A 22,590-nucleotide genomic window follows, 5' to 3' on the forward strand; every position below is an offset into this window, starting at 1 on the left:
ACCTTATCGCTTCTTCTTCTTATCATCTTTCTTCTTGCGTGACGGCTTTGACAGGTTGCCCAACAACTGCTCGAAGAAGTTCAGGTCATGGCCGACGGTCGGCGTGACACGGGCGACCGGCTCGACATAGGCCGCCTCGGCGGCGCCGTTCAGCTCCATGATCTCCTGCACCGTGCCGCCTTCGTCAAACCGGACGCGGATGATGCGCTCGGCCGTCACTTCGGGGTCCAGAAAGGCCGTCTGTTCAGTACGCCGACCGATGTAATACCAGGTGGACCCATCGATCACGCCGGTGGAGGTGGGGGTGCCCAGCACATACTGGACCTGTTCCCGTGTGGTCTGACCAGTCTGAATCTGGGCCAGCCGGTTATCTTCCACCAGATTGCCACGTTGGGCGACGATGGGGCTGCATCCGGTCAGACCAAGCCCGAGAAGGCCGAAGGTCAGCAGGGCGGTTGCATGGGTCTTGCGCATCAACGTGACGTCTCTCGAACCTTGGGATGTGACCAATGACAGGGTGCCTGACAATGCACGGGGCAAACACTCCGACACCAGCGGCGATTTGTCGTCCAGACCGGCACAAGCCCGGATGGGCATGCGCCATGCCTTGACGGCGGGGCCGCCGCCCCCTATCTGGCCGGTGACATTGGCACCGGCTTTGGCGCAATGTCAATGTCCGCAGCCAGCAGCAGAGGGAGAAGGCCTTGTTCAGCCGCCTGTTTCAGCGTCCCCGGCGTGAACGCACTATCGCCGCCCTCTATGGCGCCATTGTGGCCCAAGCGCGCCTGCCACACTTTTTCGCCGAACTGGGCGTGCCCGACACGCTGGAAGGCCGGTTTGAAATGGTGTCGCTGCATGCCTGGCTGGTGATGCGGCGTCTGGCCATGGGCGGCAAACCCACCGCAGAGTTCAATCAGGGCCTGTTTGATTTCATGTTCGCCGATCTGGATTTTAACCTGCGGGAAATGGGAGCCGGCGACATGAAGGTGGGTGACAAGGTCAAGGATCTTGCCAGCCATTATTATGGCCGCGTCGGCGCCTATGATGCCGGCATTGCCGCCAAGGAAGACCCATCCGTGCTGGAATCGGCGCTGGACCGGAATCTGTACGGCTCCACCCTGCCGGACCCGGCCCATGTGACGGCCATGGCGCACTATGTGCGTCGGCAGTTGGCCCACCTGGAAACCTTCCCCATTGACCGGCTGCTCGCCGGCGAAGTGGCATTCGCGGCGGCCTGATCGCCCCTGTGTCGGTGTCCGCACCTTATTATAGTGTCCCAACCTGAAGGATTACCCGTTATGACCGCCGCCACCCCCGAACTGTCTCGTATTGTCATCGCCGAGAAGGTGACGACGGGCGGCGGGTACGAGGTCGTGAAGGCGACCGAGACTGAATGCGCCGCGCTGGCGGAACGATTCGACCTGATCTCCATAAGTGGGCTGGCCGCAAAACTGCGGCTGCGCCGGGTACGCTCGGACTTCATCAAGGTGACGGGCGAGCTGGAGGCCGACGTGGTGCAGCGCTGCGTGGTCACCCTTGAACCGGTGCCGGCCCATGTGAAGGAGGATTTCTCCGCCCTTTTCGCCCCCGACCATCTGATTCCCAAGGAGGAAGCGGATGACGAAAGCGACCATTTTCAGTTCCTCGGCAATGATGAGGATTTTCCCGAGCCTATGCCGGGTGGGCGTATCGACATCGGCGAACTCGTTGCCCAAAATCTGTCACTGGCCCTGGACCCCTATCCGCGCAAGGATGGGGTGGAATTCACCCCGATTCTAGAGGATGTTGGGCCGGATACTTTGTCCCTGACGGAGGATTCCCCCCCGGAACCGCCCCGCCAGAACCCTTTTGCGGCCCTGTCCCGCTTAAAGAAGCCCTCTTGACTGGGTTTCGCACTTGCCCTCGCAAACCATATCCAGTATTCAAGCGCCTCTGTCCGGGCGGCCCTAGCGGTCGCCTTAAAACATTGTGAGTTACGATCATGGCCGTTCCTAAGAAGAAGACCTCCAAGTCGAAGCGCAACATGCGCCGTGCGCACGATGGCTTGACCGCCGCCGCCTATAACGAGTGCGGCAATTGCGGTGAGCTGAAGCGTCCCCATCACGTCTGCGGCTCCTGCGGCCATTATGACAGCCGTGAAGTGACCGCGTCCGCCCCGGCCGCCGCCTGATTGTGCCGGTTCCGGTCCAGGTTTTCGCGGTTTAGGGACGTCGAACGCAAGTGACGACAACGCGCCTGCGCATCGCCTTGGACGCCATGGGTGGCGACCATGCACCTGACATGGTCGTCGCTGGCGCCGACCTTGCCAGGGAACGCTGCCCGAATGCCGATTTCCTGTTCGTCGGCGACGAAGCACGCATTAACGCCCTGCTAGAGCGCCATCCGGCCTTGAAGCCCATTTCCACGGTCAGGCATACGCCTGACTTTGTGGCCATGGATGCCAAGCCGTCGGTGGCGCTTCGTGCTGGCCGGAATTCCAGTATGCGGCTGGCGATTGACGCTGTCGCGTCTGGTGATGCCGCCTGCGTGGTTTCCGCCGGCAACACCGGCGCTCTGATGGCCATTGCCAAATTTGTGCTGAAGACCCTGCCTGGGATCGACCGGCCGGCGATTGCTTCCATCCTGCCCACCCAGCGCGGTGAAACCGTAATGCTGGACCTTGGGGCCAATCTGGAATGCGATGCCGATAATTTGGTGCAGTTTGCCGTGATGGGCACCGTGTTCAGCCGGACCGTGCTGGGCCTGTTGAACCCGACCGTTGGCCTGCTCAATGTCGGGTCGGAGGAGCAGAAGGGGCACGAGCAGATCCGTGAGGCCGCCGCGGCCTTGCGGCAGACCCCTTTGGCGCCGTATTTCCACGGCTTTATCGAAGGCAATGATCTGGCGCTGGGCACCGTGGATGTGGTGGTTACCGACGGCTTCACGGGCAATGTCGCCTTGAAGACGGCGGAAGGCACCGCCAAACTCTATGCGGAATTTCTGCGTCGGACCTTCAGGTCCTCGCTCCTGGCCAAGCTGGGATATCTGCTGGCCAAAGGGGCGTTCAATAAACTGCGCCAACGCATGGACCCGCGCCGCTATAACGGGGCGATGTTCCTGGGCCTGCGTGGTATCTGCGTAAAAAGCCATGGCGGCACCGATGCTGTGGGCTTTTCCAACGCCATCGCCGTGGCCTTCAACATGGCCAGTCATGGCTTCAATGATAAGATCCGTGACCAGTTGGCGGTGTTGCAGGCAGCCCTTGCCGCCGCCGCCGATAAGGCCCGGGACGAAAGCGCAACAGGCAGCGAAACGGCGGTGCAGTAATGGCCATCCGGTCTGTGATCCTGGGGTGCGGGTCATACCTGCCCGCAAAGGTGGTGACGAACGCCGATCTGGCGCAAATCGTCGACACATCGGACGAATGGATCACGGAACGGACTGGCATCAAGTCGCGTCACATTGCGGCCGACGGTGAACTGACATCCGATCTCGCTTACCATGCTGCCGTCGCCGCCATGGAACATGCCGGTATCACGGCGAACGATCTGGACCTGATTGTCCTGGCGACTGCCACGCCTGACAATACATTCCCCGCGACCGCTGTGAAGGTGCAGGCCCGCCTGGGCATGACCCGCGGCGCAGCGTTTGACCTGCAGGCCGTCTGCTCCGGTTTTGTCTATGCCCTGTCGGTGGCCGATAACTTTATCAAGGCCGGTCAGGCGAAGACAGTGCTGGTGATCGGTGCGGAAACCTTTTCGCGCATCCTTGACTGGAACGACCGCACCACCTGCGTGCTGTTCGGCGACGGCGCCGGGGCCGTTGTCCTGCGCGCGACAGAGGGGGCCGGCACCGCGGATGATCAGGGTATCCTCTCGACCCATCTGCATTCCGACGGCAACCATCATGACCTGCTTTATGTCGATGGTGGCCCGTCCAGCACGCAGACCGTGGGCCATGTCCGCATGCGCGGGCAGGAAGTGTTCAAACACGCGGTTGTCAACCTGGCCGAAGTGGTCAAGGAAGCGCTGGCCACCCACCATCTCAGCGCCGATGCCATTGACTGGCTGGTCCCGCATCAGGCCAACCGTCGTATCATCGAAGGCACCGGGCGTAAGCTGAAACTGCCGGCCGAACGTGTCGTTGTCACGGTCGACCATCATGGCAATACCTCTGCCGCCAGCATCCCGCTGGCGCTGGCCGAGGCGGTGAATGATGGCCGCATTAAGCGGGGCGATCTGCTGCTGCTGGAGGCGATGGGCGGTGGCTTCACCTGGGGCGGGGCGCTGGTACGGTTCTGAGTCCAGGCGCGACCGGCATTTCTGCCGCATGAGATCAGCAAATCCCGCCAACCATCTGAATTGACGGATTTCTCCGGTCAAAGTACCGTCTTCCCAAGATAACCGGGGAGGACGAACAATGACCGAGACTGTCACCCGCGCGCAGTTGAGCGAAGCCGTGTACCAGGAGGTTGGCCTCTCCCGTAACGAATCTGCCGATCTGGTGGAAAGTGTGCTGGATGAGATCGCCGACGCGCTGGCCAGCGGCGATATGGTCAAAATCTCTTCCTTCGGCAGCTTTGCCGTGCGGTCCAAGGGAGAACGCATTGGCCGCAACCCCAAGACCGGTGAGGAAGTGCCGATTCTGCCCCGCAAGGTCCTGGTCTTCCGCGCCTCCCATGTCCTGAAAAGCCGCATCAACGAGCGGTTTGAAAACGGCGCGAAAGGCTGAACCCGTCAATGATCGAAGAAACCAGCGATGGGGCGCGGGCCAAGGCAGGGGCGTCCAAATCTGCCTCCGCCTTCCGCACCATCAGCGAGGTTTCCGTCGATCTGGAGGTGCCGCAGCATGTGCTGCGCTTCTGGGAGACAAAATTTCCGCAGATCAAACCGCTGAAGCGGGGCGGGGGCCGGCGTTACTATCGGCCCGATGATGTGGAACTGTTGCGGCGTATCCAGTCCTTGCTCTACCAGGACGGCTACACGATCAAGGGCGTTCAAAAACTCCTGCGCGAGTCGCGGGGCCTGGCTGGTCTGCCGCCGCCCGGCACCCGCATGCCCAGCCTGTTTGATGAGGATGAGGCGGGTGACGATAATTCCGCCGAGGAGCTGGCTCTGCTGGCCGCTGAAGGGGACGAGGTCGATGAACCAGCCCCGGCCAGGAAGCCCCCGGCCCGCCGCCGCAAACAGTCATTAACGCCGGACGTCCGGGAAGCCCTGTCCGAAATCCTGATGGATCTGACAGCACTGCGCCGGTTGCTGGATTGATGGGCGGTACCGTGTCTCGGTGATCGTCACCGGTCACGGGGCGACGGTCGGCGATACCGGGAACTGGCATTAAGCCCGGCGCCACACCCGCCAGCCCAGCAGCATCAATACGATCCCCAGATAGACCAGCGGCTCCAGCGGCCAGCTTTTTACCAGCAGCACATAATGCACGGCCCCGGCCAGCACAGCCGGATAGACCAACTTATGCAGCCGGTTCCAGTTGCGGCCACCAATCCAGCGGATGGCGGCGTTGAAGCTGGTGCCAGCCAAAGGCAGCAGCAGCAGGAAACCGGCCATACCGATGGTGATATAGGGCCGCTTGATAATGTCGGCCCAGATGGCCGCCCAATCCAGTCCCTGATCCAGCAGCAGATACACCAGCAGGTGCAGCACAACATACAGAAACGCGGTCAGCCCCACCGCGCGCCGGTATTTCAACAGACTGATACCAAACTCCCGGCGCAGCGGCGTAATGGCCAGCCCCAGGATCAGGAAGCGCAGAGCCCACTCACCCATGGCATGTTCCAGGGTCTTGACCGGGTCCGCCCCCAGATCGCCATGGAAGATCTGGTAGACATACCACAAGGCCGGAAGCAGCCCCGCCAGATAGACTGGCCAGGTGGCAAGCCGCGGCTGGAAACGCAGGTTGGCGATGGCCATTAATAAAATTTCCGCAAATCCATGCCGGTGTAAAGACCGGCAACCTGATCGGCATAACCGTTGAACGGCAAAGTCGGGCGACGCTTGGCGAACAGGCCGCCCGTATCGCCGATGCGCCGTTCTGTCGCCTGACTCCAGCGTGGGTGATCGACGGCCGGGTTCACATTGGAATAAAAGCCATATTCCTGTGGCGCCTGGATGTTCCAGCTTGTCCGCGGTTCCTTGTCGGTCAGGCTGATACGGACGATGGACTTGATGCCCTTGAACCCATATTTCCAGGGCACAACCAATCGCAGCGGCGCGCCATTCTGGTTCGGCAGGTTCTCGCCATACAGACCCGTGGCCAGCAGGGTCAGCGGATGCATCGCTTCATCGAGGCGCAAACCCTCGACATACGGCCAGTCCAAGATCTTGAACAAGCCGGCTTGGCCCGGCATTTCCGACGGGCGCACAAGAGTTTCAAACGCCACATATTTAGCACCCGACAATGGCTCCACCCGCGTCAACAGGCTGGCCAGCGGGAATCCGTTCCAGGGGATGACCATGGACCACCCTTCGACACAGCGCATCCGATAGATACGCTCTTCGATGGTCATGCCCTTCAGAATATCATCCAGGTCATAGTCACCCGGCTTGCCCACCATGCCGTCAATCTTCACCTTCCACGGCTTCACCGTGAGGCGGCCGGCATTGCGGGCCGGGTCGGACTTGTCGGTACCGAACTCATAGAAGTTGTTGTAGCTGGTGATGTCCTTCAGGCTGGTGGGCGTCTCTTGCGTACTGAACGGGCTTTTGACCGCCGCCTGGACATTGCCGGCCCCTGCTATCATCAAGCCACCAAACCCCGCCAATATCTGGCGGCGATTGACATAGAGATCACGCGGCGTCACCTCACGCTCGCTCAGATCCGGGGCATGGCGCAGCAGCATGGGGCGTTTCCTCTGTCCAGGTCGTACCAGTATTTACATAGGCTGATTGACCGGTCCTGACCAGGGGACCTGTCTGGTGTGAGACAGCCGACGGTCGATACCGCGCAACAGGCAACCAAAGGCCACTATTCCGCCGCCGGTCCTTAGGCGAGCCGCAGGGCCGCAATGCCCGCCAGCACCAGCAGGGCCGAAGCTGTGCGCCAGCGTCCAACCGGCTCCTTCAACCACAGTTTGGCAATCAACAGAGCGAAAATCACGCTGGTTTCACGCAGAGCGGCAACCAGCGCGATGGGCGCGTGGGTCATGGCCCATATGGCAATGCCATAGCCTGACAGCGCCATGAACCCGCCCACAAGATCACGCCGCCAGCCGGTCCGCATGGCCTGCCACAAACCCTTGCCACCACGCCGCCACCAGGCCAGCACCACCATGGGCGGTGCGTTCAGAATAAAAAGCCAGACAGTGTAGGCTACCGAGTCCCCGCTGGCACGGGCCCCCAGACCATCCACCGTGGTGTAACCCGCAATGAAGGCCGCCGTGACCAGCGCCATCATCACCGGTCGCGGGTCGTGTCGTATCGCCCCCCCCCCGCGCAGCGCCAGGGCCGCAATACCACCAGCAATCAGCAGAATGGACAGCAGTTCCGGCAGCCGCAGCGCGTCGGTACCCAGCGCCAGTCCGACCAGCGCCACCAGAGGTGGGGCCGCCCCCCGCGCCACCGGGTAGACCTGTGACAGATCCCCCAGCCGGTAGGTACGGACCAGAAACAACTGGTAAGCCAGATGGAACAGCAGCGAAGCGGCCAGATAGGGCCATGCCGCCGGCGGCAGGGGACCCGCAAAGGGCAGAACCACCAGCCCCGCCACGCCGCACCAGACATTCAGCATGGTGATGCCGACCAACCGGTCACCACCGCCCTTCAGCAGACTGTTCCAGCCCGCATGCATCACTGCCGCCAGTAAAACCAGCGGTACCACCCAGCCATCCATCACACCGTCCCAACCGGTTCATTCCCTGAACAATAGGCGCATTGGTGCCATGCGGGGCCTTGACGATGATAATCAGCAGAGAAGGCGAAAATCGCTGTTGCCAAGCCCAGAGGCCTTGGCTATAACCCCGCCCACTTCACCGCGACGGCGCCCCGATAGCTCAGCGGTAGAGCAACCGCTTCGTAAGCGGTAGGCCGTTGGTTCAAATCCGACTCGGGGCACCATCCTCTCCCATTGTTTACTGGGGGATTTTTCAGTGGCGCTGGTGACGACTTCCAGATTTTCTGTCCGGCGACTTGTATTGGCTGCTGCCTGTGGTCGTGACACTGAGTGGGCTTTTTTTAAATCCCATCGACAAGCCGCGCCCGGACACCCCTCGCGAGCCCCTTCTCTGTTATCCCCGTATCGGTGCTTGTCATCGGTCAATGGTTAGCGGTAACAATAGCCCCCGACAGCCCCGGACGAACCGGCGGCAGGAGGAAGCAGCAAAGCGGGAGTGTTGAGATGTCTCTCCATGGGAAACTGTTGATCGGCCGCAGCCGTATCGCCACCGAAGCCGGGTTCAGGGCCGTCGATCCCGCAGCCGATACGCAGATTGAACCCGCCTTTGCCCAGGCGACACCCGCGCATGTCGATCAGGCCTGCGCCCTGGCTTGGTCCGCATTTGACGGGTTCCGGGAAGCAACAGCCGAGGATCGCGCTCGGTTGCTGGAGACGATTGCCGAAAACATCATGGCCATCGGCGATGCGCTGCTGGACCGGGCCGGGGCTGAAACCGGCCTGCCGCGCGCCCGCCTGGAAGGTGAACGCGGCCGGACATGTAATCAGTTGCGCCTGTTCGCTGCCGTGCTGCGCAATGGCGACTGGCTGGGGGCTCGCATCGATCCAGCCCAACCGGACCGCAAGCCCCTGCCCCGCGCAGATCTGCGCCTGCGCAATATCCCGGTTGGTCCCGTCGCTGTTTTTGGTGCATCGAACTTCCCGTTAGCGTTTTCCGTGGCCGGTGGCGACACGGCGTCCGCACTGGCCGCCGGCTGCCCTGTGGTGGTGAAGGTTCATTCCGCCCACCCCGGCACATCGGAACTGGTAGGCGAAGCAATTGCCGCTGCTGTTGCTGACCTGGGCTTCCATGAGGGCGTGTTCTCAATGCTGTCAGGCACTCAGCGGGAGTTTGGTCAGGCCCTGGTCGCTGATTGGCGCATCAAGGCGGTGGGTTTCACCGGATCGCGCGCCGGTGGTCAGGCGCTGATGCGCATCGCCCAGGCGCGCCCCGAACCCATCCCTGTCTATGCAGAGATGAGCAGCATCAACCCCGTGGTCCTGCTACCGGGTGCCTTGTCGGCCCGCGCCGAAGCCCTGGGGGCCGGCTTTGTCGGCTCGCTCACCATGGGGGCGGGGCAGTTTTGTACCAATCCTGGCCTGATCCTGGCCGTGGATGGGCCAGACCTGGATCGGTTCATCGCTTCTGCATCGGCTGCCCTGCTGAACGTTGCCCCGATCACCATGCTGACCCCCGGCATCTGCCAGGCCTATCGAACCGGTGTTGCGGCCCTGGCCGGGCATGAAAAAGTCACGACGGTTGCGCGCGTGGCGGAGGTGGGTGGCAACAAGGGGGCCGGCGCCTTGTTCGCTGTCACAGCCGCCGACTTCCTGGCCGATCATGCACTGGGGGCAGAGGTATTCGGTTCCTCGTCCGTCATCATTCGCTGCCCGGACCTGGACGTGCTGAAGGATGTGCTGGAACATCTGGAAGGTCAGTTGACCGCCACGGTGCATCTGGAAGAGGCCGATCACGCCGCAGCGGCTGCGCTGCTTCCGACCCTGGAACGCCGCGCCGGCCGCATTCTGGCGAATGGCTGGCCCACAGGTGTGGAAGTGTGCCACGCCATGGTGCATGGTGGCCCCTTCCCCGCCACCAGCGATCCGCGCAGCACCTCCGTCGGTTCGCTGGCTATTGACCGTTTCCTGCGTCCGGTCTGCTATCAAGACATCCCCGATGCCCTGCTGCCAGCGGCGCTGAAGCGCGACAACCCGCTGGGGCTGAACCGGCGTGTGGATGGCATCGTGCAGAAGGCTTGATGCCGTCCTCCATCACGGGTGACGTGCATCACGGTGTTGGTGATTGAGAGGCGGGGAAGGCTGGTCCGCGGTCAGCATTTTCCGCCTCTCGCCCAGAAGCGCTCACCGGCGGCGGCGATGCACCGGCACGGGGATCGGTACCAGACGGGCCCCGTGCCCGCCCTTGGGGTCATCATGTTCGTCATCACGGCCTTGCAGCATCACGGCGAAGCCGATCTGCAAGGACCCGATGGTCAACCCCATCAGAAAGCAGAAGATACTCAAGCCAAGCCAGCCCATCGGCGTGGCCACTGCCAGACTGCGCAGATTGAGTGCATCGGTAGCAACGATGATCGCCGCACCAACAACTCCCAGGACAAAACCAAGGGCGGCGTGGCGCAGCATAAAACGAACCAGGGGCGGCATGATCAGCCCTCCAGGGGTGAGGTGACAGCACATTGTCACCAACCCGGCCAAAGGCCAATCGGACACATGGAAGCAGAAGGATAGGGTGCGAGCACGACGCTTGTCACACGACCCCTACCCCACCAAACCCGGTGCGGACTTGGCGGGGCACAGGAAAGGTCATACAAACTGGGCTGCGTCAGGCATGCTTTTCCAGCGCCGCCACGCCGGGTAGCTCCTTACCTTCCAGCCATTCCAGGAAGGCGCCACCAGCGGTCGAGACATAGGAGAAGCGGGCCGCCACGCCAGCATGTTCCAAGGCAGCCACCGTGTCCCCCCCGCCGGCCACCGACAGGAGTTTGCTCTGCGCCGTCAGGTTGGCGGCAATGGCGGCAACGGCGTTGGTGGCGCTGTCGAAAGGCACCAGTTCAAAGGCGCCGAACGGGCCGTTCCAGACCAGGGTCTTGGCCCCTTCGAGCTTGCGGCCTACCAGCTCCACGGTCGCCGGACCGGCATCCAGCATCATTTCGCCATCCTGGATATCAGTGACGGCAGCCACCCGGTGCTCGGCATTGGCCTTGAACTCCCGCGACATCAGACCATCGACGGGCAGGACGATCTCGCACCCGCCGGCCGCCGCCTTTTCCATGATGGCACGGGCCTGATCGGCCATGTCGCGTTCACACAGGGACGAACCGACCCGCACGCCCTTGGCAAACAGGAATGTGTTGGCCATGCCGCCGCCCAGGATCAGGATATCGACCTTCGATACCATGTTCAGCAGAAGGTCTAGTTTGGTGGAAATCTTGGCACCGCCAACCACCGCGGCCACCGGCCGTTCCGGGGCGGCCAGCGCCTTACCCAGGGCTTCCAGTTCTGCCTGCATTAGGCGCCCGGCGGCCGAGGGCAGCAGATGCGCGATACCTTCCGTGGAGGCGTGCGCACGGTGGGCGGAGGAAAAGGCATCATTCACATAGATGTCGCCCAGAGCCGCCAGACCCTTGGCCAGATCGGGGTCGTTCTTTTCCTCACCCGCATGAAAACGGGTATTTTCCAGGATCAGCACACCACCAGCCGGCAGGGCGGCAATGGCGGCCGCAGCCTTTTCCCCCACACAATCCTCTGCAAAGGCCACGGGGGCACCCAGGGCCTTTTCCACCGCCGGAACGACCTGGCGCAGACTGTTCTTCGTGTCGGGACCATTCTTGGGACGGCCAAAATGTGACATGACAACGACCTTGGCCCCTTTGGCCGCGATCTCCGTCAATGTGGGGACCAGACGGTCAATGCGGGTCGTATCGGTGACCTGCCCATCGGCAACGGGCACGTTCAAGTCGGCGCGGACAAGTACCGTCTTACCGGCGACGTCGATAGTGTCGAGGGTCTGGAAACGCATGGAAGAAGTCCCCGTCAGAATGGTTGGGCATGGCAAGCCGAGGGCGAGCAAACACCATTGTCTGCCGGCTTTCAACCGCCAGCCAAGGCGGGGACCTGTGCAAAAAAATCGCCGCCTGCGATAGACAGGGTTTCATGAAATTGTCATCGTTGACCCGAAACGGCTGAAATCCGGGGCGAATCAGCCCGCCAGCCGCGATTTGTCACGTTTATGGTGCCCTATGTCCGCGTTGGAGATTGAGCTTAAACTGGCGGTGGCGCCGTCCGAAATGGACCGGCTGCGTGGGCTTGCCTGCTTGGCCGACACAATCGCGAAGCCGAAGGTCAAATCGCTCGACAGCATCTATTTTGACACCGACGACCGCCGCTTCCTGGCCAATGGCCTATCGCTGCGGGTGCGTCGTATGGGGCGCAAACTGGTCCAGACCCTGAAATCCGCACCACAACCGGGGGCGGGTGCCCTGGTGCGGGGGGAATGGGAGGTGGAGATCAGTCATCCAAGGCCTGATCTGTCACTGCTGCCGGAGGCAACGGTGCTGCAAGCGGTGGGGACGATCACCAACGATGATCTTGTGCCCGTATTTGAAACCCGCATCCGCCGGCAGGTCCGCCATCTATCGCCGCGCCCCGGCATCACCATCGAGGTGGCCTTGGACCAAGGGGAAATCGTCGCTCCCGGCGGCGTGTCCCTGGCCGTGCATGAAGCAGAACTGGAACTCACCGAAGGCACCGACACCGCCGCCTTGTACGATCTGGCCCGCGCCATCCATGCCGAAGTACCGGTGCGCTTGGAGATGCTGACCAAATCGGCACGCGGGTACGCCCTGTCATCGGGCGCGAGCCCCGTCAGTGTAAAGGCCGCCAAACTCTCCTTGGACCCCGAGGCGACGGTGGAGGAGGCGCTTTCGACCATTGTGCGGCACTGCCTGGGCCACATGATGGCGAACGAGCCGGTCACACGGCTGGGCCAGGACCCGGAAGGCGTGCATCAGATGCGCGTGGCGCTGCGCCGCCTGCGCTCCGCCTTGCAGATTTTTCGCCCGTTCATCCCTTCCGACCAGATGGACAGTCTGGGGCCTCGGGTCAAGGCGCTGGCCGATGCGCTGGGACCGGCGCGGGAATGGGATGTGTTCCTGGGCGAACTGCTGCCGCCCCTGGTGAAGGCGCTGCCGGGCCATGACGGTCTGGTCGCCTTGGAAAGGGCAGCACGGGCGGCCCGTGATGGCGGTTACGCCCTCGTTCACGCCACCCTGGCCGATCCGGCCCATACCGCCCTGCTGCTGGACCTGGCGGCGTGGGTCGATGGGCGGCAATGGCGCAACCAGCCGGTCAGCGAACAATCGACCCTGCTGCTCTCCCCCGTGACCGAGATGGCGGGCGCCCTGCTGGGCAAACGCCACAGACAGGCGCGTAAACGCGGCCGTGGCTTTGCCAAGCTGGCTGCCGCGCCACGCCACGAACTCCGTATCTCTTTGAAAAAACTACGTTACGCCGCTGATTTTTTCCGCTCGCTGTATGAGAGCAAAGCCCTGCGCCGGTTCCTGGAGGAGTTGGCCACATTACAAGACCATCTGGGGCATTTGCAGGATGTGGCCACGGTGGACAAGCTCGTGGCAGATCTGGAACGGTCCGCCGGGGCCAGCCTGCCGTCGGAGTGGCGGTTGGGGGCTGGCCTCGTGGCCGGTTGGCATGCGCGCGGCCTGTTTGATCTGGAAGATCAGATCGTCACCGACTGGCACCGGTTTGCCGATGCCAAACCCTTCTGGCAGGAAGCGGACGAGGTGGCGGAGGATCGCTGATCCGCCGCCCAACGCAAAGGATCCCCCATGCGCACCATCCTGGTCTCCAACATCAAAGGCGGCGTCGGCAAGACCACCATCGCCACGCATCTGGCTGCATTTTTCGCCAGCCACGGCCACAAGACTGCGTTGGCCGATCTGGACCGACAGAAATCATCGCTGGGCTGGCTGAAAACCCGACCGGAGACAGCGGCACCGATCCAGGGGCTGGATTGGGTGAAGGAAATCGGCAAGCCGCCCGCTGGTACCGGCCGTCTGGTGATTGATGCGCCCGCCGCCATGCGGCCCAAGGATGTGGAGGAACTGATCCGCCTGTCCGATATTGTCGTGCTGCCCGTCCTGCCTGGCGCCTTTGACGAAGCGGCGACGGCGCGGTTCCTGGACAAGCTGGAAGAGGTCAAGGCCATCGCCAAGGCGAAGGTTCCCGTGGCCATTGTCGGTAACCGCCTGCGCGCCCGAACCAAGGCCGCCGACCGGCTGGATGTTTTTCTGGCGGGGGTCGGGCATCAGGTGGTGGCCCGTCTGCGCGACAGTCAGATGTATACTGACCTGGCATCTGACGGGCTGACCCTGTTCGACCAGAAGGCCAAGCGCGCGGCGGATCTGCGGGCCGACTGGGAACCGCTGCTGACCTTTGTGGGGTGATCAGCCGGCAAAGGCGCCCTTGTGCTGTTCGCGCAGGGCCGCCTTCTGCACCTTGCCCATCTGGTTGCGCGGCAACTCATCCACAAACCAGACCCGCTTGGGCACCTTGAAGTTCGCCAGTTCGCCTTTCACATGGGCGATGATCGACGCCTCCGTCACGTCGTCGCGGCCCGGCTTCTTCTGAATCACGGCAGCCACCGCCTCACCAAAATCTGGGTGCGGCAGGCCGATGACAGCACTTTCCACAACGCCGTCAATGGCATCCAGCACCGTCTCTATCTCCTTCGGATAGACATTGAACCCGCCGCAGATCACCAGATCCTTGGCCCGGCCCACAATATGGACATATCCGCGCGCGTCCACCTTCCCCACATCGCCCGTGATGAAAAAGCCATCGGCGCGCATATCCTCCGCCGTCTTTTCCGGCTTGTTCCAATAGCCTTTGAACAGGTTGGGACCTTTGATCTCGATCTGCCCGATCGTGTCCGTGCCCAGCAATGCCCCCTTCTCGTCCGCAATGCGCAGTGACACGCCCGGCAGGGGGAAACCCACCGTCCCGGGCACGCGATCACCGTTCAGCGGGTTCGACGTGATCATCCCTGCCTCTGTCATCCCATACCGCTCCAGAATGGCGTGACCGGTCCGGGCGAAGAATTCCGTATGCGTGTCGGCCAGCAACGGGGCGGACCCGCTGATGAACAACCGCATATGGGCCACCAGATCGCGGGTGAAGCCGGGATGGGACAGCAGTCGGGTATAAAAGGTGGGCACGCCCATCAGGACACTGGCCTGTGGCAGCAGTTCCACCACCCGATCCGCATCGAATTTCGACAGGAACAGCATATGCCCGCCATTCAGCAGGGTGGTGTTGGTGGCAACAAACAACCCATGCACATGGAAAATCGGCAAGGCGTGCAGCAGCACATCCCCCGGCACAAAACCCCAGAGCTGATGCAGCGTCAGGGCGTTGCTGGCCAGATTGCCATGGCTGGTCATCGCCCCTTTCGACCGGCCCGTGGTGCCGGAGGTGTAGAGGATGGCCGCCAGCTCATCCTCGCCCAGTGCCACCGTTTCGAAATCATGGGGAAGGTCGATGGTCATATCGGCCAAGCTGCCATCCGCCGCAATGCCCAAGGTCGCCACCGCCGGCACCCCGCACTGTACCGCCAACGCCTTCATGCCTGCCTCATCCTCCGGCCGGCAGACAAACAGGGTGGGGGCGGCATCTTCCAGGAAGTAACTGACCTCCCCCTTCTGATAGGCGGTATTCAGCGGCAGATAGACAGCGCCCATCCGCAGGGTGGCAAGGTAGAGGAACAGGTTCTCCGCACTCTTCTCCACCTGTACCGCCACGCGGTCACCGCGTTTGACGCCCAGGGCCATCATGGCATGGGCAAAGCGGGCGGAAATGGAGGCCATGTCGGCGTAGTTATACCAGACGCCCTGGCGCGGCCCATCCATCAGGGTGAGGAAACGGGCCGCAGGGTCGGCGGGAAAGCGGCTTTCAAACAGATGGTAAAGATTGCCGCTCTTCCCAGCGCTCATGTCATTTCCCCTGCAACATCTTCACGATGGCGGAGAAATCGAGACCGCCATTCCCCGCTGCGGAGAATAGCTGATACAGCGCCGCGGCCTGCGCGCCAAGGGGGGTGCTGGCCCCGCTGCTGGCGGCTGCCTGCTGCGCCAGCTTCAGGTCCTTCAGCATCATGTCCACCGCAAAACCCGGCGCATAGTCGCGGTTGGCGGGCGATGTCGGCACCGGCCCTGGCACCGGGCAGTAACTGGTGAGTGACCAGCACTGGCCCGACGACGTGCTGGCAATATCAAACAGCTTCTGCCGCTCCAGACCCAGCTTGTCGGCCAGCGCGAACGCCTCCGACACGGCGATCATGGAAATGCCCAGCACCATATTGTTGCAGATCTTGGCCGCCTGCCCCGTACCCGGCCCGCCGGCATGCACGATGTTCTTGCCCATCAGGGAAAGGTACGGCTTGGCCGCAGCGAACGCTGCCTCGGCTCCGCCCACCATGAAGGTCAAGGTCCCCGCCGCCGCCCCACCGGTGCCGCCCGACACGGGCGCATCCACCATCAGATGTCCGGCCTTTTCCGCCTGCGCGATGACGGCACGCGCACTGTCCACATCGATGGTGGAACTGTCGATGAACAAGGTGCCGGGCCGCGCCCGCTCAATCACCCCGCCGTCATTGCCATAGACAGCGCGCACATGGCCGCCGGCAGGCAGCATGGAGACGACAATATCGGCCACCGCCGCCGCATCCCCCGCCGCCTTCGACGTATCGATCCCGGCCTCATTGGCCGCCGCTATATTGGCGGGCGCCAGATCGACACCCAGCACAGTATGCCCGCCCTTCAGAAGGTTCTTGGCCATGGGCAGCCCCATATTGCCCAGCCCGATGAACGCAATGGTCGCCATGGTCATTTCCTCCGCAAGTTATTGTTGTGTCCCTGCGCTGAAAAATCATGCCCCTCAGTCACAGGCCGGTGTCCTACGTTTCGCGCAGAACAATTTCAAATTCTCCGCAGCCCTTAAGCTGCCCAGGACCGTTGCCCTCTTCAGTAACTGCATCCCGTATGCCTGCTGCTCCGCGTTCGGGCTGTTACCCAACAAGACACCGGCACCGTTCAGGCCCTCCGGGTCATTCGCCTTGATGGACTTGCGGTACCAGTGCCAGGATTGCTGCAGGTCTCTTTCAACACCCTTGCCCTCTGCGTACTGCCAGCCAAGGGCGGAGAATGCCCTTACATGCCCAAGCTCCGCCGCCTTGACGAAGTAGGTATGGGCAATCCCTTGATCTTGATCAACGCGGGTCGGTCCGTTTCCCAGGCCCGTTAAATACAGAAGCCCGGCGGTGTAGCTGCCCATCGGATCACCCAAATCGGCAGCAGCCCGATATTGCGCCAACGCTTCCTGTTCATTGCGTTCGACACCGCGTCCGATCGCATACATCGACCCAAGCAATATCATGGCGTCAGTATTCCCGAGCTTGGCAGCACCTTCTACAAGCTGGAACGCCTTCGCATCATCACGCGGCTTAGCAATCGCTGCGAGATAATGAAGGGCGATGCCGATTTGCGCCTGAAGATTTCCTTGCCGCGCATATTCGCTCAGAACCTCGAACGAATTGTCATTCAGCGTTAGAGCCGGCTCTCTGAGGTACAAACCAATCAGGTGGTGCATTGCCCTTGCATCACCGAGGTTAGCCGCGTCTTTGAACAACATCTCCGCTTTGAAGACGTCCTTTGTAACGCCGAAACCCCGCGCATAACTCTGCGCAAGATCGGTTTTCGCAACTGCATCTCCCAACGATACTGCCTTTTCGAGTAACTCGATGTATTTGGTAGAGGAACCGCCTTGGTATTTCGGTTCAAGATTCAATTTTGCTAAGCCGTATAGTGCAAAGCTGTTACCTGTTGCGGCAACTTTATTAAGAAGAGCTTCGGCTTGTTGGTACTCTCCAGCTGCCAACTGAACACGCGCCAAGACATTCTCAATATCGGGATCGTCAGGAGCCACCTTCAACGCCGCCTGACAGGCTTGAGTAGCGACAGGAGCATCGAGTTGCTCAAGATCTACCCCCGGCCCAACCCGCGCTGCGTGCAGGCGGCTGGCGTGCCGCAGGCATCCCGCGACCGTTACGTCCATTCCCTCCGGCGCTGGTCGAGCAACCCGGTACTCCGCTGGGCCCGAGGTGGAATAGAGCAACCCTTGAAGGCGCTCGGCGACAATGGCTTCCGCCGCCAGCGTAGGGGAGGCGAGCAACAAAACCATGAAAAAGCTGGCGTACCAGCTGACCTTGGATTGACGTCCCATGTCGCCCCGCTCGGATGCCGTTCATTCCAAACAGGAATGGCGACGCCCAATTTTAACCATCAGTACTGGATACACTAAGCCCGGACCCTAAAACACCAGTTCCCCACCCGCCGGCACCGCGAAGTACCGTGCGACTTCCGCTGCCGACACATCGGACAGCTTGGCCGGGTTCCATTTCGGGCTCTTATCCTTGTCCACCAGCACAGCGCGGATACCTTCGAAGAAGTCGTTGCCGTCCATCACCGCCTGGGTCATGCGGAATTCCAGGCGCATGCAATCGTCAAATTCCAGCTCCGCCCCGCGCCGCAACTGCTCAAACGTGACTTTCAGGCTGGTGGGCGACAGGGACAGGATCGTCTCCGCCACCTTGTCGGCCCAGGCGGTTCCCTGAGAGATCAGGTGCGCCACGATCCCTTCGACATCCTCGGCCGCAAACGCGGCATCAATCGCCTCACGCACCGCCGCCAGCGGCGGGGCACCCACCGGCGCGGCATATGCTGTCAGCACCGCGTCCACATTCTGCCCCTCGGCCAGCGCCGCCTCGATGGCATCCAGCGACGATGAGGTCACATGATGCGTACCGATCCCGGTATAGATCAGGTCTGCTGCCTGCACCCTGGCCCCCGTCAATCCCAGATAAAGGCCCAGCTTGCCCGGCACACGCGGCAGAAACCAGGTCCCGCCCACATCCGGGAACAGGCCGATGCCCGTTTCCGGCATGGCCAGAAGGGTCTTTTCCGTCACCACCCGGTGGCTGCCATGCACCGACAGGCCGACGCCGCCGCCCATGGTGATGCCATCCATCAGCGCGACATAGGGTTTTGGAAAGCGCTTGATCTGCCGGTTCAGGCGGTATTCCCCGCCGAAGAAGGCGGCGGTCAGGGCACCGGTGCCCTCTCCGCGCTTACGTTCCCACCCGGCGTCCCAGACGGCGCGGACATCACCCCCGGCACAAAAGGCCCGGTCACCGGCCCCCCGAATCACCACGGCCTTAATGGCGGGATCCAAGCCCCAAGCATCCAGCGCCGGCGCGATCACCTCCACCATGCCCAGTGTCAGGGCGTTCAAGGCCTTGGGCCGGTTCAACAGGATATGGCCGATGGCACCTTTCACGGTGCAGATCACGTCCTCGCTCAAAACCCATCCTCCCTTTCAATCGCCCTGGCCGGGGCCTTTAGACCGCCCCTTATACAGTGCCACAGCGACGAATTCCGCAATTCAACCAGTAACATTGCGGCCAGACGCACATCCATGCGAAGTTGTTCGCTGTTGATGTGCGTAAATTCGCATGCGGGGTCACATGGCCAACCGGTTCGACTGGGACGATCTGCAATCCTTCCTGGCGGTGGCGCGGTCAGGGCGGCTGACCCTGGCGGCCAAGCGCATGGGGGTGGACCATACCACCCTGGGACGGCGCCTGACGGGCCTGGAACAGGCGCTGGGCACCACCCTGTTTGAACGCCACGCCACGGGATACAGCCTGACCCAGGCGGGGGAGACCCTGCTGCAAAGTGCTGAGGTGATGGAGGGCATGGCGCTCACCATCCAGGAGGAACTGTCGGGTGCCGGGGCCAAGCTGTCGGGGGCAGTCCGGATTGGCACGCCGGACGGCTTCGGCAGCTTTTTCCTGGCGCCGCGCATTGGCCGCTTAGGCGCCCTGCATCCCGACCTGGAGGTGCAGTTGGTGGCCATGCCGCGCCTGTTCAGCCTGTCGAAGCGCGAGGCAGACATCGCGGTCACCCTGGCCCAGCCAGAGGCGGGCCGCCTGCATGCGCGCAAACTCACCGATTACGAACTGGGCCTTTATGCCGCGCGCTCCTATCTGGAGACGGCCCCGCCGATTGGCGGGCCGGGTGACCTCGCGGCCCACCGCTTCATCTCTTACATTGATGATCTGCTCTACACGCCGGAGCTGGATTATGTGCCCCAGGTGTCCCGCGATATCCGCCCCTATCTGAAAAGCGCCAGTCTGGTGGCGCAGTTCCGGGCGGTACAGGCCGGAAGCGGTATCGCCATTCTGCCTTGCTTCATGGCGGCGGGGGAAAAGGATCTGGTCCGGCTGCTGCCGGGCGAGGTAAAACTGATCCGCAGCTTCTGGCTGGTGATCCATTCCGACGTCCGCCATCTCTCCCGCATCCGCGTTGCCGCAGAATTCATCGCGGAAGAGGTCAAGCGCAACGCACGGCTGTTCCAGGGATAGCAACCGACGGTCTTTTTATACCCGTCGGAGGCCGGCGATTGCCGGCCCACCGCACATGCAGCGCAGGCCAAGGACGCGGATGCGCCCGCCCGGCGCCTGAGGGTATCAGAAAAACTTCAGAACGGCATTTTGAAACCCGGCGGCAGCTTCAGACCACCCATCATGGCGTTGGTCTGTTCCGCCGTGAAGGCTTCGATCTTGGACTTGGCGTCGTTGTAGGCGGCGGTGATCAGGTCCTCCAGGACCTCGACATCCTCGGGATCGACGATGGACTTGTCGATCTTCAGGCCACGAAGGTCGCCCTTGCCGTTCAAGGTCAGCTTGACCATGCCGCCGCCCGAGACACCGGTGGCCTCATGTTCCTGCATCTTGGCCTGCATCTCAGCCATCTTGGACTGCATCTGCTGGGCCTGCTTCATCATCTGGCCGATATTTTTCATGGCTCAGAAGTCTCCTTCATAATCGCCCTCATCAAGGGGCGGTGGTGCATCGAAATAGGGGCTGTCGGCCATCTCGTCACCCCCAAAAATGTCCATTGCCTCGGGAATTTCGGTTTCGGCCATGGGCGGCGGTGCCAGGGTCACGTGGCTCTGGTCGATGATCTTGTCAATCCTGGCGCCTGGAAAAGCTTCCAGCACGGCCTTAACCAGCGGATGGTCGGCGGCTTCAGCCCGCTGCCGCTGTTCAGCCGCGCGGTCCTGTTCGGCAATTGTCGGTTCCCCTGCGGCACCGGAGACAGACACAACCCACCGCTTGCCTGTCCACTCGGTCAGCAACTGCCCAACCTTGCCGGGCAGGTTCTGCGGGCAGGCGGGGAGCAACCGCAACTCAATCATTCCGGGCTCAAAACGCACCATATGGACCGAGGCGCGCAGCATACCGGCCAGCACCCCTTCCCGCTTATCCAGGAAAAGGTCCGCGACGGCACGGAAACTGGTTGGCTCCGCAACCGGTTCGATCTTGCTGACGGGCTGTGGCGCCACCAACGGCGCCGGTGCCAGGGCACCGGCAATGGCCCTGCCGCCCGCCACCATGGCCATGGGTGCGCCCTGGGTGGGTGCTGCATGCACCATCGGGCCGGTGCCACCGCCACCGGCGAACCCGCCACCCCCGCCAGCATTGCCGCTGTGCAGGGCGCGCGCCGCCGCCTCCACGCCCCCGGCCTCGTTGATCTTCCGGATCAGGTCGGCAGGGCTGGGCAGGTCAGACGCATAGGACAGGCGGATCAGCACCATTTCCAGGGCCTGCATCGGCACCGGTGCATGCTGAATCTCGCCCAGCCCCTTCAACAGGATTTGCCAGGCCCGCGACAGGGCCGCCATGCCCAACTTCTGAGCCAGCGCCACGCCACGCGTACGCTCATCCTCCTGGATGGACACATCGTCGGCCGTGCCGGGAATGACGCGCGCACGGGTCAGGAAATGTGTGAAATCCAGAAGGTCCTGGGTGATGACAATCGGATCGGCACCGCAACGATGCAGGTCAGTCAGGATGTCCAGCGCGTCTGCCGGCTTGGCCGTCATGGTCGCTTCAAACAGGTCGATGACCCGGGTCCGGTCGGCCAGACCCAGCATGTCGCGCACCTGCGCCAGGGTGACGCTGCCGCCGCCCAACGCCATGGCCTGATCCAGCAGCGACAGCCCATCACGCACAGATCCATCGGCGGCCCGCGCGATCTGGGCGATGGCGTCGGCCTCTACGGCCACACCTTCCTTGCCCGCTACCCGCGTGAAATGGCCCACCAGGGTCGGGTGATCGACACGGCGCAGGTCGAATCGCTGGCACCGCGACAGCACCGTCACCGGCACCTTCCTGATCTCGGTGGTGGCGAACACGAATTTCACATGCGGTGGCGGCTCTTCCAGCGTCTTCAGCAGGGCGTTGAAGGCGCTTTTCGACAGCATGTGCACTTCGTCGATGATGTAGAGCTTGTAGCGCGCGGCCGACGGCGCATAGCGCACACCCTCAATGATCTCGCGCACATTATCGACGCCGGTATTGCTCGCCGCGTCCATCTCAATGACATCGACATTGCGGTCGGCGGCGATGGAAACGCACATTTCGCAGACGCCACAGGGGCTGATGGTCGGCCCGCCCTGCCCGTCTGGGCCAATGCAGTTCAGGGCGCGCGCGATAATACGCGCCGTCGTGGTCTTGCCCACCCCGCGCACACCGGTCAGCATATAGGCCTGATGAATGCGCCCCGACTGGATGGCGTTGCGCAAGGTCCGCACCAGCGCATCCTGCCCCACCAGCTCGTCAAAATTCTGCGGCCGGTATTTGCGCGCCAGCACACGATAGGCGGCCCCGGCGGCGGAATGGCTGTTCGTCTCGTCGGTCACAGGGCGTCTCGGGTCTACGGCAACGACACGGCAGTTTAGAGGGATGGGGGGCGGGATGCCAGAAGTTAGTATTTATCCACCCGCCGCCCC

Annotated in this window: 23 protein-coding genes and 1 tRNA gene; 12 read left to right on the forward strand and 12 right to left on the reverse strand. The window is 62.5% G+C overall.

Annotated features, from left to right (window positions below):
* Positions 1-3 precede the first annotated feature (3 nt).
* Complete coding sequence (locus tag CHU95_RS11890) at positions 4-597, reverse strand: outer membrane protein assembly factor BamE (protein ID WP_245838183.1); 594 nt, start codon at positions 595-597, stop codon at positions 4-6.
* A gap of 107 nt (positions 598-704) precedes the next feature.
* On the opposite strand from CHU95_RS11890, the gene CHU95_RS11895 reads away from it, so the two are divergent.
* From CHU95_RS11895 to CHU95_RS11925, 7 genes are all read left to right on the forward strand, one after another.
* Positions 705-1,238: a ubiquinol-cytochrome C chaperone family protein gene (locus tag CHU95_RS11895; RefSeq protein WP_094456568.1), complete on the forward strand. Its 534-nt coding sequence runs from the start codon at positions 705-707 to the stop codon at positions 1,236-1,238.
* A 60-nt stretch (positions 1,239-1,298) separates the two neighbouring features.
* Positions 1,299-1,883, forward strand: a complete 585-nt coding sequence (locus tag CHU95_RS11900) for a YceD family protein (protein ID WP_094456569.1) — start codon at positions 1,299-1,301, stop codon at positions 1,881-1,883.
* A 98-nt stretch (positions 1,884-1,981) separates the two neighbouring features.
* Complete coding sequence (gene rpmF / locus CHU95_RS11905) at positions 1,982-2,170, forward strand: 50S ribosomal protein L32 (protein WP_094456570.1); 189 nt, start codon at positions 1,982-1,984, stop codon at positions 2,168-2,170.
* Positions 2,171-2,256: 86 nt separating this feature from the next.
* A complete protein-coding gene (gene plsX, locus CHU95_RS11910; protein WP_094456747.1) occupies positions 2,257-3,306 on the forward strand; it encodes a phosphate acyltransferase PlsX in 1,050 nt (349 codons plus the stop codon).
* Positions 3,306-4,280 (forward strand): beta-ketoacyl-ACP synthase III, encoded by a 975-nt coding sequence (locus CHU95_RS11915; protein ID WP_094456571.1) that lies wholly within the window; start codon positions 3,306-3,308, stop codon positions 4,278-4,280. The genes plsX and CHU95_RS11915 overlap by 1 nt, the downstream gene beginning before the upstream one ends.
* Before the next feature lie 118 nt (positions 4,281-4,398).
* Positions 4,399-4,710, forward strand: a complete 312-nt coding sequence (locus CHU95_RS11920) for an integration host factor subunit alpha (RefSeq protein ID WP_094456572.1) — start codon at positions 4,399-4,401, stop codon at positions 4,708-4,710.
* An 8-nt stretch (positions 4,711-4,718) separates the two neighbouring features.
* Complete coding sequence (locus tag CHU95_RS11925) at positions 4,719-5,246, forward strand: MerR family transcriptional regulator (protein ID WP_094456573.1); 528 nt, start codon at positions 4,719-4,721, stop codon at positions 5,244-5,246.
* Positions 5,247-5,315: 69 nt separating this feature from the next.
* Here the strand turns inward: CHU95_RS11925 and msrQ are convergent, their stop codons facing one another.
* From msrQ to CHU95_RS11940, 3 genes are all read right to left on the reverse strand, one after another.
* On the reverse strand, positions 5,316-5,906 hold the full coding sequence (gene msrQ / locus CHU95_RS11930; RefSeq protein WP_094456574.1) for a protein-methionine-sulfoxide reductase heme-binding subunit MsrQ: 591 nt from the start codon (positions 5,904-5,906) through the stop codon (positions 5,316-5,318).
* Complete coding sequence (gene msrP, locus CHU95_RS11935) at positions 5,906-6,835, reverse strand: protein-methionine-sulfoxide reductase catalytic subunit MsrP (protein ID WP_094456575.1); 930 nt, start codon at positions 6,833-6,835, stop codon at positions 5,906-5,908. The genes msrQ and msrP overlap by 1 nt, the downstream gene beginning before the upstream one ends.
* Before the next feature lie 143 nt (positions 6,836-6,978).
* Positions 6,979-7,824, reverse strand: a complete 846-nt coding sequence (locus tag CHU95_RS11940; RefSeq protein ID WP_094456576.1) for an EamA family transporter — start codon at positions 7,822-7,824, stop codon at positions 6,979-6,981.
* 149 nt (positions 7,825-7,973) lie between these two features.
* Between CHU95_RS11940 and CHU95_RS11945 the strand changes: the two genes are divergently transcribed.
* Together CHU95_RS11945 and CHU95_RS11950 are read left to right on the forward strand one after the other, a co-directional pair.
* Positions 7,974-8,048 (forward strand) — tRNA-Thr (locus CHU95_RS11945).
* 280 nt (positions 8,049-8,328) lie between these two features.
* Positions 8,329-9,903 carry an aldehyde dehydrogenase (NADP(+)) gene (locus tag CHU95_RS11950; protein ID WP_094456577.1) on the forward strand — a complete coding sequence of 525 codons (1,575 nt, stop codon included), beginning with the start codon at positions 8,329-8,331 and terminating at the stop codon, positions 9,901-9,903.
* Between the two features lie 102 nt (positions 9,904-10,005).
* On the opposite strand, the gene CHU95_RS11955 is transcribed toward CHU95_RS11950, so the two are convergent.
* Together CHU95_RS11955 and CHU95_RS11960 are read right to left on the reverse strand one after the other, a co-directional pair.
* Complete coding sequence (locus CHU95_RS11955) at positions 10,006-10,308, reverse strand: hypothetical protein (RefSeq protein ID WP_094456578.1); 303 nt, start codon at positions 10,306-10,308, stop codon at positions 10,006-10,008.
* Positions 10,309-10,486: 178 nt separating this feature from the next.
* A complete protein-coding gene (locus tag CHU95_RS11960; RefSeq protein ID WP_094456579.1) occupies positions 10,487-11,683 on the reverse strand; it encodes a phosphoglycerate kinase in 1,197 nt (398 codons plus the stop codon).
* Between the two features lie 220 nt (positions 11,684-11,903).
* On the opposite strand from CHU95_RS11960, the gene CHU95_RS11965 reads away from it, so the two are divergent.
* Together CHU95_RS11965 and CHU95_RS11970 are read left to right on the forward strand one after the other, a co-directional pair.
* Positions 11,904-13,481, forward strand: a complete 1,578-nt coding sequence (locus CHU95_RS11965; RefSeq protein WP_094456580.1) for a CYTH and CHAD domain-containing protein — start codon at positions 11,904-11,906, stop codon at positions 13,479-13,481.
* A gap of 27 nt (positions 13,482-13,508) precedes the next feature.
* Positions 13,509-14,126, forward strand: coding sequence for a ParA family protein (locus CHU95_RS11970; protein ID WP_094456581.1), 618 nt, complete (start codon positions 13,509-13,511; stop codon positions 14,124-14,126).
* Here the strand turns inward: CHU95_RS11970 and CHU95_RS11975 are convergent, their stop codons facing one another.
* The 4 genes from CHU95_RS11975 to CHU95_RS11990 all read right to left on the reverse strand — a co-directional run bounded on the left by CHU95_RS11975 (position 14,127) and on the right by CHU95_RS11990 (position 19,095).
* Positions 14,127-15,671 (reverse strand): malonate--CoA ligase, encoded by a 1,545-nt coding sequence (locus CHU95_RS11975; RefSeq protein ID WP_094456582.1) that lies wholly within the window; start codon positions 15,669-15,671, stop codon positions 14,127-14,129. It abuts the gene before it with no gap.
* A gap of 1 nt (position 15,672) precedes the next feature.
* Positions 15,673-16,560, reverse strand: a complete 888-nt coding sequence (gene mmsB / locus CHU95_RS11980; protein WP_094456748.1) for a 3-hydroxyisobutyrate dehydrogenase — start codon at positions 16,558-16,560, stop codon at positions 15,673-15,675.
* Positions 16,561-16,614: 54 nt separating this feature from the next.
* Positions 16,615-17,958, reverse strand: coding sequence for an SEL1-like repeat protein (locus CHU95_RS11985; RefSeq protein WP_094456583.1), 1,344 nt, complete (start codon positions 17,956-17,958; stop codon positions 16,615-16,617).
* 87 nt (positions 17,959-18,045) lie between these two features.
* Complete coding sequence (locus CHU95_RS11990; RefSeq protein ID WP_094456584.1) at positions 18,046-19,095, reverse strand: enoyl-CoA hydratase/isomerase family protein; 1,050 nt, start codon at positions 19,093-19,095, stop codon at positions 18,046-18,048.
* 163 nt (positions 19,096-19,258) lie between these two features.
* Between CHU95_RS11990 and CHU95_RS11995 the strand changes: the two genes are divergently transcribed.
* Entirely contained in the window at positions 19,259-20,158 is a 900-nt protein-coding gene (locus tag CHU95_RS11995; protein ID WP_094456585.1) for a LysR family transcriptional regulator, read from the forward strand.
* Between the two features lie 116 nt (positions 20,159-20,274).
* On the opposite strand, the gene CHU95_RS12000 is transcribed toward CHU95_RS11995, so the two are convergent.
* Both CHU95_RS12000 and CHU95_RS12005 read right to left on the reverse strand, forming a co-directional pair.
* Positions 20,275-20,598 carry a YbaB/EbfC family nucleoid-associated protein gene (locus tag CHU95_RS12000; protein WP_094456586.1) on the reverse strand — a complete coding sequence of 108 codons (324 nt, stop codon included), beginning with the start codon at positions 20,596-20,598 and terminating at the stop codon, positions 20,275-20,277.
* Positions 20,599-20,601: 3 nt separating this feature from the next.
* Positions 20,602-22,500, reverse strand: a complete 1,899-nt coding sequence (locus CHU95_RS12005) for a DNA polymerase III subunit gamma/tau (protein WP_094456587.1) — start codon at positions 22,498-22,500, stop codon at positions 20,602-20,604.
* Positions 22,501-22,590: the final 90 nt, after the last annotated feature.

Source organism: Niveispirillum lacus, assembly GCF_002251795.1.
Lineage (GTDB): Bacteria > Pseudomonadota > Alphaproteobacteria > Azospirillales > Azospirillaceae > Niveispirillum > Niveispirillum lacus.

Coding starts and splice junctions, on each gene's coding strand:
- CHU95_RS11890 (WP_245838183.1), bottom strand. CDS start 597: ATGCCCATCCGGGCTTGTGCCGGTCTGGACGACAAATCGCCGCTGGTG.
- CHU95_RS11900 (WP_094456569.1), top strand. CDS start 1,299: ATGACCGCCGCCACCCCCGAACTGTCTCGTATTGTCATCGCCGAGAAG.
- rpmF (WP_094456570.1), top strand. CDS start 1,982: ATGGCCGTTCCTAAGAAGAAGACCTCCAAGTCGAAGCGCAACATGCGC.
- plsX (WP_094456747.1), top strand. CDS start 2,257: ATGGGTGGCGACCATGCACCTGACATGGTCGTCGCTGGCGCCGACCTT.
- CHU95_RS11915 (WP_094456571.1), top strand. CDS start 3,306: ATGGCCATCCGGTCTGTGATCCTGGGGTGCGGGTCATACCTGCCCGCA.
- CHU95_RS11920 (WP_094456572.1), top strand. CDS start 4,399: ATGACCGAGACTGTCACCCGCGCGCAGTTGAGCGAAGCCGTGTACCAG.
- CHU95_RS11925 (WP_094456573.1), top strand. CDS start 4,719: ATGATCGAAGAAACCAGCGATGGGGCGCGGGCCAAGGCAGGGGCGTCC.
- msrQ (WP_094456574.1), bottom strand. CDS start 5,906: ATGGCCATCGCCAACCTGCGTTTCCAGCCGCGGCTTGCCACCTGGCCA.
- msrP (WP_094456575.1), bottom strand. CDS start 6,835: ATGCTGCTGCGCCATGCCCCGGATCTGAGCGAGCGTGAGGTGACGCCG.
- CHU95_RS11940 (WP_094456576.1), bottom strand. CDS start 7,824: ATGGATGGCTGGGTGGTACCGCTGGTTTTACTGGCGGCAGTGATGCAT.
- CHU95_RS11950 (WP_094456577.1), top strand. CDS start 8,329: ATGTCTCTCCATGGGAAACTGTTGATCGGCCGCAGCCGTATCGCCACC.
- CHU95_RS11955 (WP_094456578.1), bottom strand. CDS start 10,308: ATGCCGCCCCTGGTTCGTTTTATGCTGCGCCACGCCGCCCTTGGTTTT.
- CHU95_RS11960 (WP_094456579.1), bottom strand. CDS start 11,683: ATGCGTTTCCAGACCCTCGACACTATCGACGTCGCCGGTAAGACGGTA.
- CHU95_RS11965 (WP_094456580.1), top strand. CDS start 11,904: ATGTCCGCGTTGGAGATTGAGCTTAAACTGGCGGTGGCGCCGTCCGAA.
- CHU95_RS11970 (WP_094456581.1), top strand. CDS start 13,509: ATGCGCACCATCCTGGTCTCCAACATCAAAGGCGGCGTCGGCAAGACC.
- CHU95_RS11975 (WP_094456582.1), bottom strand. CDS start 15,671: ATGAGCGCTGGGAAGAGCGGCAATCTTTACCATCTGTTTGAAAGCCGC.
- mmsB (WP_094456748.1), bottom strand. CDS start 16,560: ATGGCGACCATTGCGTTCATCGGGCTGGGCAATATGGGGCTGCCCATG.
- CHU95_RS11985 (WP_094456583.1), bottom strand. CDS start 17,958: ATGGGACGTCAATCCAAGGTCAGCTGGTACGCCAGCTTTTTCATGGTT.
- CHU95_RS11995 (WP_094456585.1), top strand. CDS start 19,259: ATGGCCAACCGGTTCGACTGGGACGATCTGCAATCCTTCCTGGCGGTG.
- CHU95_RS12000 (WP_094456586.1), bottom strand. CDS start 20,598: ATGAAAAATATCGGCCAGATGATGAAGCAGGCCCAGCAGATGCAGTCC.